Annotated in this window: 10 protein-coding genes and 1 pseudogene; 10 read left to right on the top strand and 1 reads right to left on the bottom strand. The window is 69.5% G+C overall.

Annotated features, from left to right (window positions below; genetic code table 11):
- The first annotated feature begins 236 nt into the window (after positions 1-236).
- The 4 genes from NFU81_RS18990 to NFU81_RS18975 are packed head-to-tail and all read left to right on the top strand — an operon-like array spanning position 237 to position 6,286.
- The gene (locus tag NFU81_RS18990; protein ID WP_285833818.1) at positions 237-1,601 is read left to right on the top strand and encodes a cytochrome ubiquinol oxidase subunit I; all 1,365 of its coding nucleotides are present in this window, start codon (positions 237-239) and stop codon (positions 1,599-1,601) included.
- Entirely contained in the window at positions 1,594-2,895 is a 1,302-nt protein-coding gene (locus NFU81_RS18985; RefSeq protein ID WP_251491473.1) for a cytochrome d ubiquinol oxidase subunit II, read from the top strand. The genes NFU81_RS18990 and NFU81_RS18985 overlap by 8 nt, the downstream gene beginning before the upstream one ends.
- Positions 2,892-4,658, top strand: coding sequence for an ABC transporter ATP-binding protein/permease (locus NFU81_RS18980; protein WP_251491471.1), 1,767 nt, complete (start codon positions 2,892-2,894; stop codon positions 4,656-4,658). Before NFU81_RS18985 ends, NFU81_RS18980 begins: the two co-directional genes overlap by 4 nt.
- Positions 4,655-6,286 (top strand): ATP-binding cassette domain-containing protein, encoded by a 1,632-nt coding sequence (locus NFU81_RS18975; protein ID WP_251491469.1) that lies wholly within the window; start codon positions 4,655-4,657, stop codon positions 6,284-6,286. Before NFU81_RS18980 ends, NFU81_RS18975 begins: the two co-directional genes overlap by 4 nt.
- Positions 6,287-6,600: 314 nt before the next feature.
- On the opposite strand, the gene NFU81_RS18970 is transcribed toward NFU81_RS18975, so the two are convergent.
- Positions 6,601-7,476, bottom strand: coding sequence for an alpha/beta fold hydrolase (locus NFU81_RS18970; RefSeq protein WP_251491467.1), 876 nt, complete (start codon positions 7,474-7,476; stop codon positions 6,601-6,603).
- A gap of 630 nt (positions 7,477-8,106) precedes the next feature.
- Here NFU81_RS18970 and NFU81_RS18965 point away from each other — a divergent pair.
- The 6 genes and pseudogenes from NFU81_RS18965 to NFU81_RS18940 all read left to right on the top strand — a co-directional run.
- Positions 8,107-8,757, top strand: a pseudogene (locus tag NFU81_RS18965) (alpha/beta hydrolase); the annotation flags it as partial.
- 67 nt (positions 8,758-8,824) lie between these two features.
- Entirely contained in the window at positions 8,825-9,547 is a 723-nt protein-coding gene (locus NFU81_RS18960) for an alpha/beta fold hydrolase (protein WP_251491465.1), read from the top strand.
- A gap of 163 nt (positions 9,548-9,710) precedes the next feature.
- Positions 9,711-10,037 (top strand): WhiB family transcriptional regulator, encoded by a 327-nt coding sequence (locus NFU81_RS18955; RefSeq protein ID WP_308208301.1) that lies wholly within the window; start codon positions 9,711-9,713, stop codon positions 10,035-10,037.
- 101 nt (positions 10,038-10,138) lie between these two features.
- Positions 10,139-10,822 carry a TMEM175 family protein gene (locus NFU81_RS18950; RefSeq protein WP_251491461.1) on the top strand — a complete coding sequence of 228 codons (684 nt, stop codon included), beginning with the start codon at positions 10,139-10,141 and terminating at the stop codon, positions 10,820-10,822.
- Between the two features lie 334 nt (positions 10,823-11,156).
- A complete protein-coding gene (locus NFU81_RS18945) occupies positions 11,157-12,128 on the top strand; it encodes an alpha/beta hydrolase (RefSeq protein WP_251491459.1) in 972 nt (323 codons plus the stop codon).
- A 19-nt stretch (positions 12,129-12,147) separates the two neighbouring features.
- Positions 12,148-12,867: an alpha/beta fold hydrolase gene (locus NFU81_RS18940; protein ID WP_251491458.1), complete on the top strand. Its 720-nt coding sequence runs from the start codon at positions 12,148-12,150 to the stop codon at positions 12,865-12,867.
- Positions 12,868-13,146 lie beyond the last annotated feature (279 nt).

The raw sequence follows: 13,146 nt of genomic DNA, 5'->3' as shown, positions 1-13,146 counted from the left end.
ACGTGCACTGGGGTGCGGCGAATCTCCCGCTCAGTGCACCGAGAGATCAGAGGCGATGCGCTGGCGGTATAAGTATGCCCACCAGCGGTCCTAGGGTGACCGCAGGAGTCTGCTGATTCCCCTAGGGCCTCCGCGGCAGCGTCACAGCCGGTGCCCCGGGCTGGACAATTGGCGGGTCCGCTTCGACCCGTGCGGCCGGGGCTGCCGGCTCCCGAAACCAACCGAAAGGAGACTCTGTGGCCTCGCCCGCAGTGGTGGAGATCTCGCGATGGCAATTCGCCGTTACTGCTGTGTTCCATATGAGCTTCCCCGCGTTGACCGTCGGACTCTCCCTCTTCCTGGCGGTGATGTACACGGTCTACGTCAGGACCGGAAATCCGCTGTACCTGCAGATATTCCGTTTCTGGAAGAAGATATTCGCGGTCGGATTCGGCCTCGGTGTGGTCGCCGGTACGGTCATGACCTTCGAGTTCGGTCTCAACTGGGGCCGATACGCCCATGCCGTCGGGCCGATCCTGGGTGTCACGATCGGAATGGAGGTCATTACGGCCTTCTTCCTGGAGGCCGGGTTCATCGGCATCATGCTGTACGGCGACGGCAGGGTGCGCCCCCGGACCATGGCGTTCGCCTGCTGGATGATCGTCTTCGGCACCCTGCTGTCCACGACGTGGATCCTGTCGGCCAACAGCTGGATGCAGGATCCCGTGGGCTTCACCGAGGTCAACGGCCAGTTCCGGGCAAGCGACTGGTGGCAGGTGCTGTTCAACCCGGCGTTTTCCTACCGGTACCCGCACATCCTGCTCGCCGTTCTGATCAGCGCCTGCTGGTTCATCGGCGGAATCGCCGCCTGGTATCTGCTGAAGCACCGGGCGCTGCCCTTCGCCCGCCGTACGCTGTCCATCGCCCTCGGGGTGCTGGCCGTCCTGATGCCCGTTCAGCTGTACGTGGGTGACTCGACGGCCGCGTTCATGGGCGCACACCAGCCGGCGAAGCTGGAGGCGTTCGAGGGCAACTGGAAGACCGACAACAACGGCTACAACCTGCTCGTGGTACCGAACACGGACAAAGGCCGGAACGAGCTCCAACTCGGGATACCACGCCTGGGCGCTGTCATCGGCAAGGACCTGACCGGGAAGGCGAACGTCCCCGGGCTGTTGCAGACACCGAAGGCCGATCGCCCCAACATGTGGTCGGCCTTCTACGGATTCCGGACGATGTACTTCACCGCTCTGGCGATGTTCGCCATGGCCTTCGCCGGAGTCGTGCTCCGGCTGCGTGGCCGGCTTTTCACCGCCCGGCGGTTCCACCGGCTGATGGTCTGGATGGCCCCCGCCGGTGTCATAGCGATCAGCGGCGGCTGGATCACGGCGGAGACCGGCCGGCAGCCCTGGGTGGTCTACGGCCTGATCCGCACGAGCGACGCCGCCTCCCATCTCTCCCTCGGCGCCGCCGTCACCAGCCTCGTCGGCTTCGTCGGCGTCTACGCACTGCTGCTCGGCCTGTGGATCCGCTACATCGTTCACACGGTACGGGCCGGGCCCGAACTCCTGGTGGCGGACGTCGGCCCCACCGTCATCCCGTCCGAGGTGAAGCATGCTTGAGTACGCGTCGTACGCCCTGGTCCTGTTCGCCCTCGGTGCCTATCTGCTGCTCGACGGCTACGACCTGGGCATCGGCATCCTGAGCCTGTTCGACCGCAGCGACCTGCGGCGCAAGGAGTACAACGAGCTGATCGCGACGGCCTGGGACGCGAACGAGAGCTGGCTCATCCTGGCCGGTGTGGCGTTGTGGGCGGGCTTGCCCAGTGTCTACGCCACTGTGCTGCCGGGCCTCTATCTGCCGCTCGTGGTCATGCTGCTTGCCATCGTGCTGCGCGGCGCGGCCATCGAACTGCAGAGCGCCGCCCCCGGCTACCGGCGAGGCTGGGGCCTCGTCTTCGGGCTCTCCTCCCTGGTGGCGTCTCTGTGCCAGGGACTCGGTGCCGGAGCGGTCCTGTCCGGACTGCCCCATCACGACGGAGTGTTCAGCGGGGGTACCTTCGACTGGTTCACCCCGTACAGCGTGCTCTGCGCGCTGGGCCTTGCGGCCGTACATCTGCTGGCAGGCGCCGCGTGGCTGCAGGACAAGACGGTGGGGACCGCCCACCACCGGGCGGGGCGGCTGGGCCGTCCGCTGCTTCTGGCGGTCGCGGCGGCTGCGGTGGTCCTGGCGCTCGGCCTCCGGCTCGCCGACCCGCAGGACTTCCGTTTCGACGAGCCGCTCCGCACAACCCTTTTCGGCCTCGCAGTGGTCGCTGCCGCGGTCTGCTGGGGCGTCGCGTGGTTCGGCTTCGGCCGCCGGCCCGACTGGCGTCCGTTCGCCGCCGTGGCCGGTACGGAGGCCGCGGGCCTGCTCGCGCTCGTGGCCGCCACCGCACCCGTCGTCGTCCCACCGGACCTGACACTGCGCGCCGCAGCCAGTCCGCACGGGTCGCAGTTGTTCCTGGTGATCGGGGTGGGCGGGTGCGTGCCGATCGTACTGGCATACAACATCTACGCGTGGTGGGTCTTCCGCGGGAAGTTCACCTGGCCGGCGGCCCTCACCGACCAGCCGGCGGCCCTCACCGGCGGGTCACCGGCCCTCACCGACTCCGCCGGCCCGTCCGACACCGCAGCCAGGGAGCACGCCGCTGACGCGGCCGGGTCGCGCGCGCCCGTCGTCGTCCGGCGGGTGCTGCTGACCCTCCTCGCCCTGGGGACGGCGGCCGTCTCGCAGGACGTCTTCGGCGGCGTGGCCACCTGGATCGATCCGGCCGGGATCGCGGTGTTCTGCCTGACCGCACTCGCGGTATGGATCCGATCCGACCGCCGCTCCGCATCCGCCGGCGAATTCGACTTCCCGGCAGCCGAACGGTGAACGACATCTCCGGCCAACTCGCCCGGCTCGGCGACGACGACGGTCAGCAGCAGACAGCCCGGCTGCTCGTCGGATGGGCGGCCATCGGCGAACCGGCGTTCCGGCGAGCCGGCACCCTGCGCGGGCTCGCGGCCATGGGCCATGTCCTGTGGGCCGCCGGCCTGGGCTGGGCGGCCCAGGCCGCGCTGCGGTCCCAGCACCGGGGCGTGGCGCTGGCTCCCGTGCTCAGCAGTGCGGCTCTTGTCGCCGCGGGGCTGCTGCTGCGCGCGTTCCTGCTCGCGGTGGCGGACCGGGCGGCCGACGACGGGGCGGCCGTGGTCCAGGACCATCTGCGCGCCCGGCTGCTCCTGGCCGCGCTGCCCACACCGGGCGTGCCGTCCGAGGAGGTCTCGGACGCCGCGCTCGGCGAGGCACTCGACAGCGAGGTGGGCCGGCTGACCGGGTGGTTGACGACCTACGTCCCTGCCCGGCGGGCGATGCTGCTGGGAAGCGGCATCGTGCTGGCCTCCATCGCGGTGGGCAGTTGGGCCGTCGCGCTGGTGCTGGTGCTGGCCACACCGCTGCTGCCCGTCAACCTCAAGGTCATCGGCATGGGCACCCGCGCCGCCGTGCACGCGCAGCTCACCGCTACCCGGACGCTGAGCACCCGCTTGCTGGACCGGCTGCGCGGACTGCCCACACTCGTCGGCCTCGGCGCCGGCGAGGAGGCGGTACGTGCCACCGAGGCCGACGACCGGGAACTGGCCGCGCGCACCCGCACGGTCCTTCGGGTGGCATTCCTCTCGACCGCCTGGATCGAGCTCCTCGTCACCGTGGCCATGGCTGTCGTCGCCACCTACTGCGGGCTCGCCCTGCTCGGCTACCTCGACCTGCCGGCGGTGCCGTCCACCATGAGCCTGGGCACGGCACTGTTCGTGCTCGTACTGACCCCGGCCTACTTCGCCCCTGCCCGGGAGCTCGCCCGCGGATACCATGCCCGCGCCGAGGCCGCCGCGGCGGCCGAGATGCTCGCGGAGATCATCCACGCGGTTCCTGACGCACCGGCCGGAGGCCCGTCGACCGAGGGGTCCGCCATGCATCGTGCGAGTCGGCCCGGCCCCGCCGGTGTCATCCTGGAGGCTGTGGGGGTGCGGTATCGGGACAGGCCCGAGTCAGCCCTGGAGGACGTCACACTGACCGTGCGCCCGGGTTCGGTCCTGGCCATCAGTGGGCACAGCGGCGCAGGAAAGACCACCTTGCTCTCCGTGGCGGCGGGCCTTCGCCGACCGGACCGGGGACAGTGCCTGCACACCGTGGGGTCCGACACCCGATGCGCCTCCCCGGCCGTCACCGCATGGGCCGGCCAGCCCTCCTATCTCCTCCCGGGCACGCTGCGGGACAACCTGCTGCTGGCCCGGCCCGACGTCGACGACGCTCAACTTACCGCGGCCTTCGCCGACCTGGGCTTCGATGACCTGCTGGCCGCGCTTCCCCAGGGCCTGGACACCCAGGTCGGGGAGCGCGGCTGGGGGCTGTCCGCGGGGCAGATGCAGCAACTGGTGCTGGTTCGCGTTCTCATCCACGAAACGCCACTGCTGTGCCTGGACGAACCCACCGCGCACCTGGATCCGGACGGCGAGGCCCGCGTCATCCGCGCCATCCGGACGCTTGCCCGCAGCCGCACCGTGGTCGTCACCACACACAGTCCCGCGCTGCTCGACGCCGCTGATGACGTCGTCCGGTTGAGCGGGGGACGGCTGACCGCAACCGGGAGAGCGCTGTGAACGCATTCAAGCTGCTGTGGACGGCAGCAGGCCGCCGTGAACGACGCGATCTGCTGTGGGCCGTGGCGCTCGCCGGGACGGCGGAATTGTGTGCGGCCGGTCTGCTAGGGGTGTCCGGCTGGTTCCTGACCTCCTGCGCGGTCGTCACCGCACAGGCGAACACCACCTGGTCGTGGATGTACCCCTCGGGTGCCGTCCGCGCTCTCGCCCTGAGCCGCACCGGTCTGCGGTACGCCGAACGCCTGGTCAGTCATGGGGCGCTGCTGGGCGCGACCGTCTCACTGCGCGCCCGTATGGTCCACGCCGTGACCACGGTGCCGGCGCGCGAACTGCGGAAAGGACGCGACGGGACCCTGATGGCCCGGCTCACCAGCGACGTGGAAGCGGTGGGCGGGATACCCGCCCGGGTCGTTCCGCCGCTGGCCGGGATCGGCCTGACGGCCGGCGCCGTCGTCACCCTGCTGCTGGTGGCCAGTCCACTGGCGGGCACCGCCGAACTGGTGCTTCTCGCGGTCTCGGTGGCCGCGGCGGTGGCCGCCGACCGGCGGACCCGGGATCACCAGCGCGTGGCAGCCGCCGCCCGTGCCACCGCCCGAACCGGGTTGCTCAGTGCCCGCGCCGCGTTCTCCGAACTGCGCTGCCTGGACGCGGTCGACGTGGCACGCGACCAGGTCGCGCAATCGGTCGCTCGGTCCCGGCGCGCGGAAGCAGCGGTCGCGGCAGCGGTGCGGCGGGCACGGCTGCGGCTGCGGCTGCTGGCCGTCGCGGGCCAGACCGCGGTCCTGCTCCTGGCGTTGTCGGGTCCCGTCTTCACCCAGCCTGCCGCCGACGCCATCGGCGAGGTGCTGCTGGTGGCGGCTGCGTACGAGCTGATGGAGACCCTTCCGCACGTGCTTCGCGACCACGGCCTGGCCGCCGACGCCGCGCTGCGGCTGGGGTATCTGGCGAACCGCGCGTTCCCGCAGGGCCAACGCACGGCACTCCCGGCGACCACCGCAGAGCCGGCGCGAACCCTGGTGGCCCACCGAGTGCCTGTGGGCGTCGGCGACGACCGCACCACCTGGACCGGGTGGATCGGGCCTCGCGACGTCATCGTCGTTACCGGGCCGAACGGCAGCGGGAAGACCACCCTGCTGGAGACGCTCGCCGGACGGATCGCCCCCGCTGCTCCCGGAACGGTGCTGCTTGCCGGTGCACCCGTCGAATCGCTCCCAGCCGGTGTGATCGCCGATACGCTCACCCTTGTGGAGGCGGAAGACTGGATCGCCGACGCGACCGTCGCTGAGAACCTCTGGCAGGCCGCCCCCCGCGCGGACGACGACATGCTCCGGGCCGCGCTGGCGGCTGCCGCCCTGGAACAGCTCCCCCTCCACACCCCGACGGGCCCGCTGGGCAGCGCCCTGTCGCAGGGGCAGCGACGCCGCCTGGCGATCGCCAGGGCGTTGCTGCGGCAACCGGCGGTTCTGCTGCTCGACGAACCGACGACAGGCCTCGACGGTCCCACCGCGGTGCGCATGCTGACGGGTGTCCGCCGGGCACTGCCGGACAGCGCCCTGGTGATCGCCCTACCGGACCGGCACCACGAACTGGTTCCCTTCACGGCCACCCACATCATGCGGCTGGGGTGAGGCGTTCCCGAACCACTGGGGACCGGGGGCCGGTTGTACTGGTCATGAGTAGTCGGCAGTTCTGATGCCCTGTCAATGACGAGGACCTCCGCTGCGGTGGAGCGTCTCAGCTCTGCTGGACCGACAGCGAGCCCGCCAACCGCGCACAGGCAGTGCGCCGTTGGCGGGCGGTCAGGTGTGCCGAGGGAGCCGGGATCGCGCGGCAGGAGAGACCCAGCCAGGAACGCGCACATGTCGGGCGTTCCGGCCCTGAACCAGGGAGCAGTGCCTTGGGCATCTCCTGTGGCCGCATCATGCCGGCCGGCCGCGGCCGGTCAGGAGCGGCCGGCTGCTCGCGCGGCGTCGAGGATGACGTCGGTCACTACGCCGGGCCGGGTGATGAGGGAGAGGTGACCGGCATCGACCTCGGTGACATGAGCCTGCGCACGGGTGGCCATGGCCAGCAGCTCGGCGGGGGGGATGACATGGTCGGCGGTTCCGACCACGGCCCAGGAGGGTATGGTGCGCCAGGCGGGCGTGCCGGTGGGTTCGGATCCGGCGCTGACCGCGAAGGGGCGCTGACCGGCCGCCAGAAGCTGGGTCTGGGCGCGAGGGACACCGTTGGCGAAGCAGTCCGCGAATCCCCTGTAGGTGCCGTTGGGCGCGACCTTGAGGTAGGCGTCGTAGTCGCCCTGGGGGGAGCCGGGGTACTGCACCAGGTTGAGGAACGTCGACGGGTCGGCGGTGACGCACGAACCGGGCTTGGCTGCGTTGATCTGGAATACCGTCTCGCCCTCAGCGGGGATGTAGGCGTCGTCGTAGACCAACGCCTTGACATTGGGATTGCCCGCCGCGGCGTTGGTGATGACCACGCCGCCGTAGGAGTGGCCCACCAGGACGATCGGGCCCTCAACGGTGGCCAGGTAGTTCTTCAGGCTCTGCGCGTCGTATTCGACGCCGCGCAGCGGGTTGGGCGGGGCATCGACGGTGTAGCCGTCGTGCTGGAGGCGGCTGATCACCGGGTTCCAGCTCGACGCGTCCGCCCACGCACCGTGGACGAGCACGATCGTCGGCTTGGGCGCATCGCCGCCCTTCGCGGTGGTGGCCTGCGCGACCACCTGGGTGGCCGGCACCGCCACCCCGGCGGCGGCCAGGGCGCATGCGGCGGCCAGTACAAGGGACTTGCGCAGTCGTGTTCCTCGGATTCGCATGAATGAGGTCCTTTCGTCGGCCCTGCGACGGGCCATGTGCAATAAGGTCACCGAGCGCTGATGCGACATGGGTGCAGATACGATCTCGACCACGGCCAGGACGGTGGGACACACGCAATGGCGTGTCCCGGAGTGGGCGTTGAGAGACAACGCGCCCCACGTCGTGGCCTTCGCGTTCACGCCGGTCTTTCCGGCAGAGCGAAGACCCCGGTCACGGATGAAGTGCTCCGGTGCCGTTTCTCTCACGCTAAGGTCCCGGCGCGGGCAGTGATTGCCCGCGTGCGTATGACCGCTGTACCAACAGCGCACGGAAGGCCCTGGCGGCTGCGCGGGAGTAACCAGCCCGCCTCCGAGGCCGCCCGGCGGTCGGCGCCGTCGCGGCCCGCTGGGGCTCAGCAGTTCCGCCCATTCCAGCCGGGTCTTCAGGGAGGCCCACGGCATGTCGCCCGGCCGGTCGGCGGCACGGTGCGCTGGCGGCCTAGACCCCGTGCGCGGGCGCGCAAACCTCCACGTTGCGGATTCATAGTCTGGGGACCATCCCCAACCGCGACGCTCAGGGAGCAGGGAATGTCCGACGACGACACCGCCACCACCGGTCCCGTGCTGGAGCCGGAGGCGCAGGCCTTCGCCGAACTGGCGGTCGGCGCCAAGGCCGCCGTGGTCTTCCCCGAATACTCCCTCTCGCCCGAGGTGCGCTACCCGGTCGCCATCGAGCAGAACTGGACCGTCGCCCGCTGGATCGTCACCGACGGCGCCACCAAGAACCTCGACGCGACCCGGCTGGCGGTGGCCGGTGACTCGGTCGGCGGCAACATGAGCGCCGCGCTCACCTTGATGGCCAAGGAACGCGGCGGCGTCCCGCTTGTCCAGCAGGTGCTCTTCTACCCGGTCACCGATGCGGGCTTCGACACTCCCTCGTACCACCAGTTCGCTACCGGCTATTTCCTTCGCCGCGACGGCATGTTCTGGTTCTGGGACCAGTACACCACCGACGAGAAGCAGCGCGCCGAGATCACCGCGTCGCCGCTGCGTGCCACCCTTGAGCAGCTCGCCGACCTGCCCCCGGCGCTCGTCATCACCGGTGAGGCGGACGTGCTGCGTGACGAGGGCGAGGCCTACGCCAACAAGCTGCGCAGGGCCGGCGTCCCGGTGACCGCAGTGCGATTCCAGGGCATCATCCACGACTTCGTCATGCTCAACACGCTGCGCTCCACCCAGGCCGCCCAGGGTGCCATCACCCTCGCCGTCCAGACCCTGCGCGCTGCCCTGTACACCGCCTGACTCCCCGAGCAACCCCGAGGGGAAGCTGCCCCACCGATGCAGTGCCCGCTCTCCTGAAGGAGGACCCATGTCCCAGACCACCGCACCCACGATCGTCCTGGTCCACGGGGCGTTCGCCGACGCCTCCAGCTACGCCCGAGTCATCCCCGAACTGCTGGCCGACGGCCTCAAGGTGGTGGCCCCGGCCGTCCCCAACCGCAGCCTGATAGGCGACGCCGCGTACATCGCCTCGGTGGTCCGCCGGATCGACGGCCCCGTCGTCCTGGTCGGTCACTCCTACGGCGGCGCGGTCATCACCGTCGCGGGTGTCGAGGACAACGTCAAGGCCCTGGTCTACCTGGCCGGCTACGCACTTGAGGAGGGGGAGAGCCTCGGCGAGTTGCAGGGCCGCTTCCCTGACTCGGACCTGGCCGCCGCCCTCGTCTTCACGCCTTTCCCACTCGAAGGCTCCACCGAGACGGGAAGCGACGTCTCCGTGGACGTCGCCAGGTTTCCGGCGATCTTCGCCGCGGACGTGGAGCACGATCTCGCCGAGGTGCTCGCGGTCTCCCAGCGCCCCCTGGCCGCACAGGCCTTCGGCGAGGCGGCGCCGGCCGCGGCGTGGAAGAGCAAGCCCTCCTGGGGACTGGTCTCCTCGGCGGACCACACCATCAACCCCGATGTCGAACGGTTCGGCTATGAGCGCGCAGGGATGACCACGATCGAGGTCGAGTCCTCCCACCTGGTCATGCTCGCCCACCCCAAGCGCGTCGCCGACCTGATCCGCGAAGCCGTCCAGGCCATCGGCTGACCGCATCCCCCTGGTGTTGTAGCCCCCCGCCTCGGTGGTTGGGGCTGCAACTCACCGATGATCAGGAGCCAATCATGGCCGGTCAGTCGCTACTGCACCAGAAGGGTCAGTTGATCCAGGAGTTCGGAACGGTCAAGCAGATTGTTCGCACCAAACGGGAGTCATGTCCGGACGTTGGCGGATCACCTCGTCGTGGCTCCTCCCGTCCAGGGCTGAGCGGGAGGAAAGTGCGATGAAGCCACTCAGCGCGAAGCCCCTTCTCACCGAGTGGGACTGGCAGAGCGCGGCGTCCTGTCGAGGCATGGACAGTTCCGTTTTCTTCTCCCCGCCCCACGAACGCGGCTCCGAGCGACGCCGGCGCGAACGGCGAGCCCAGTCGATCTGCCGGACCTGCCCGGTCCGCCGGTCCTGCGCCAGCTTCGCGCTGCGGACGGCCCAGGCCTACGGGGTGTGGGGTTGCCTCACCGAGGCCGACCGCAAAGCCGGTTGACCTGCGCCGACGCCCGCTGCAAAACGCTTCCGTCCATTCGGGCACCTTTTCGCCCCGCCACCACCGGACGCGCCCACTCCGAGGATGCGAGGAGTCCTTCCATGTCCCGTCCCCGCGTGCCCGTCCCACGCTTCTCCCGGTCGGAAACAGCCCGTGCGGAGGCCTTCAGCGACGGTGTCTTCGCGATCGCCGTCACCATTCTGGTGCTCGGTCTCGCCACCCCTCCCCATCGACCGGGGAGCCTCGGGCACGCACTCGCGCGCCAGTGGCCCGCCTATCTCGGCTACGTGGCATCCTTCAGCTACATCGCGGTGATCTGGCTCAACCACCACCAGGCTTTCGTGCGGATCCGGAACATGGACCGGGGACTGCACGCGGCGAACTTGTTCCTTCTGTTCACGACGGCGGCACTCGCGTTCCCCACCGCCGTCGTGGCCGAGGCGCTCAAGGCCGACGTCTCCGGTACTGATGCCCGGATCGCCGTCGCGCTCTACGCAGGTATTGCCGCGGCGATGTGCCTGAGCTGGACAACGCTCTACCACCATCTGAACCGGCACCCCGAACTTCTGGACGGTTCGGTGGAGCCCACCTACGTCCGGCACGGACTCGTCCGGTCGTGGAGCGGATTGCTGCTCTACACCATCGCCGGAGTGGTGGGAGACCTGGTCACGCCGTTGATCGCGCTGGCTGTTTTCATCCTGCTGCCCGCCTTCTTTTTCGTCACCAGCGAGGGACTCCCGGGAGACCGGACACTGCCGGCGGCCGAATCCAGCCGCGCGCCGTGATGCGGTACATTCCGCGCTGGAGCCGGACATCTTGCCGTAGGAGTGCTTCTGGCGGCGGCTGATCCTGTTCGCGCGGTGACAGCGCGGGTCAGCCGAAGGACTTCAAAATGCAGCGGCTGTGCGGCTTGTCCGAGAGCGCACGGAGTGTTGTCCGGGAGTGAACGATTTTCGGAGCCTCGAATCAGTCGGCGGTACGAGGCCGCCCCGTGGTGCGCTGAGGGGCTGGGGCAGTGCGCTCTTGGGTAACTCGTGCCCGGATTGCGGGTCTAGCGTTATGAGTACTTCCACTCAGGAGGGTCCGGCAGACTGGACGAGAACTCAGGAGTAAACCCGCATGCCCAATGCTGCAGAGCCCATCACGCCGATACTGGAATCGGCGGCAGCGGCCTTCGCTGAGGCCACCGCCAACCCGCCCTATCTGTTTGATCTCGCCCCGGCCGAGGGCCGCAAAGCCGTCGACGAGGTGCAGTCCGGCGACATCGAGAAGCCGGACGTCGACGAGGAGTGGATCACCGTCTCGGGTGGCCCCACTGGAAGCGTCCAGGTGCGCATCGTCAAGCCGGCCGGAGCTGAGGGTTCCTTGCCGGTGATCCTCTACATCCACGGTGCCGGCTGGGTGTTCGGCAACGCTCACACGCGCGACCGTCTGGTGCGTGAGCTCGCCGTCGGCGCCGGCGCGGCCGTCGTCTTCCCCGAGTACGATCTCTCCCCCGAAGCCCGCTACCCGGTCGCCATCGAGCAGAATTACGCGGTGGCGCAGTGGGTTGTGAAGCAGGGCGTGTCCAAGGGGCTGTCGGCTTCCAGGCTGGCCGTGGCCGGGGACTCGGTCGGCGGCAACATGACCGCCGCGCTGACGCTGATGGCCAAGCAGCGCGGGGACGTCCCGCTTGTCCAGCAGGTGCTGTTCTACCCGGTCACCGACGCGAACTTCGACACGGCCTCCTACCACCAGTTCGCTACCGGCTATTTCCTTCGCCGCGACGGAATGCAGTGGTTCTGGGATCAGTACACCACCGACGAGAAGCAGCGCGCCGAGATCACCGCGTCTCCGCTGCGTGCCACCACCGAGCAGCTCACGGGTCTGCCCCCCGCCCTCGTGATCACGGGAGAGGCCGATGTTCTGCGGGACGAAGGTGAGGCCTACGCCAACAGGCTGCGCAAAGCCGGCGTCGCGGTGACTGCCGTGCGCTTCCAGGGGATCATCCACGACTTCGTCATGCTCGACGCCCTGCGCGAGACCCATGCCGCCGAGGCCGCCATCACCCTGGCCGTCCGCACGCTGCGCACCGCCCTGCACGCCCGCTGACCGCCGAAGGAGCGAGAACATGTCTACGTCCACACCCACGGTGGTCCTCGTGCACGGCGCGTTCGCCGACGCGTCGAGCTGGTCCGGGGTCATCGCCGCACTGCAGAGTGACGGCATTTCTGTCGTGGCGCCGGCGAACCCGCTGCGCGGCCTTGCTTCCGATGCCGCGTACCTGGCGTCCGTGGCCGCGCAGATCGACGGCCCCGTTGTGCTGGTGGGCCACTCGTACGGCGGTGCGCTCATCACCGTGGCCGGCATGACGGAGAACGTCGTCGGGCTGGTCTACGTGGCGGCCTACGTACTCGAAGAGGGCGAGAGCATGGGCGGACTGCAAGGCGACTTCCCCGACACGCCGTTGGTCAGCAGCCTGAAGCAGTGGCACTACCCTGTGGCAGGCGGCGACCCGGCCGTCGAACTCACCCTCGTCCCGGAGGCCTTCCCGTCGGTGTTCGCCGCCGACGTGCCCCTTGACGTCGCCAAGTGGATGGCGGTGTCGCAGCGACCACTGGCCGGGTCCGTGTTCACGGAGACGGCCTCGGCAGCCGCGTGGAAGACCAAGCCGTCCTGGGCACTCGTGGCCGGCTCTGACCGGGGCATAGACCCGGAGGTGCAGCGGTTCGCCGCGAAGCGGGCGGGTGCGGCCGTCGTCGAGATTGAGGCTGCGTCCCACGCGGTCGCGCTCTCCCATCCGAAGGCGGTCGCGGACCTCATCCGCGAAGCGGTACGCGCCACGAGCTGAGCGCACGGCACAAGCGACGTTCCTTCAGGTCATTGTCGTCGTAAAGGACGACGCGGTCGGACAGGCGAAGGAAGGGCGGTCCCTGCGGCGGTCGTTCGGCACGCCAGCGCCGTACGGAGGACGGATCGACGCGCAGCAGCCTGACCACCACACCAATGGTGTCCGTCAAAGCGGAACAAGCTCAGTCGGCCCAGGTCGTGCTCTGTGGCTCGGACACCGGTGGGCCGTGCTCTTTGAGGATCTCCCAGACGGTGGAGGCTGCGACTTTGATACCCAGAG

Origin of the sequence: Actinacidiphila cocklensis (assembly GCF_907177275.1) — a bacterium.
GTDB classification, from domain to species: Bacteria; Actinomycetota; Actinomycetes; order Streptomycetales; family Streptomycetaceae; genus Actinacidiphila; species Actinacidiphila cocklensis.
Note: the sequence above shows the minus strand (reverse complement) of the source record. Positions and strands in the feature narration are given on the sequence as shown.

What these genes read in the sequence shown, in the direction of transcription:
- NFU81_RS18985 (WP_251491473.1), top strand. Translation starts at nt 1,594, where the DNA reads ATGCTTGAGTACGCGTCGTACGCCCTGGTCCTGTTCGCCCTCGGTGCC.
- NFU81_RS18970 (WP_251491467.1), bottom strand. Translation starts at nt 7,476, where the DNA reads ATGCGAATCCGAGGAACACGACTGCGCAAGTCCCTTGTACTGGCCGCC.
- NFU81_RS18960 (WP_251491465.1), top strand. Translation starts at nt 8,825, where the DNA reads ATGTCCCAGACCACCGCACCCACGATCGTCCTGGTCCACGGGGCGTTC.
- NFU81_RS18955 (WP_308208301.1), top strand. Translation starts at nt 9,711, where the DNA reads ATGTCCGGACGTTGGCGGATCACCTCGTCGTGGCTCCTCCCGTCCAGG.
- NFU81_RS18950 (WP_251491461.1), top strand. Translation starts at nt 10,139, where the DNA reads ATGTCCCGTCCCCGCGTGCCCGTCCCACGCTTCTCCCGGTCGGAAACA.
- NFU81_RS18945 (WP_251491459.1), top strand. Translation starts at nt 11,157, where the DNA reads ATGCCCAATGCTGCAGAGCCCATCACGCCGATACTGGAATCGGCGGCA.
- NFU81_RS18940 (WP_251491458.1), top strand. Translation starts at nt 12,148, where the DNA reads ATGTCTACGTCCACACCCACGGTGGTCCTCGTGCACGGCGCGTTCGCC.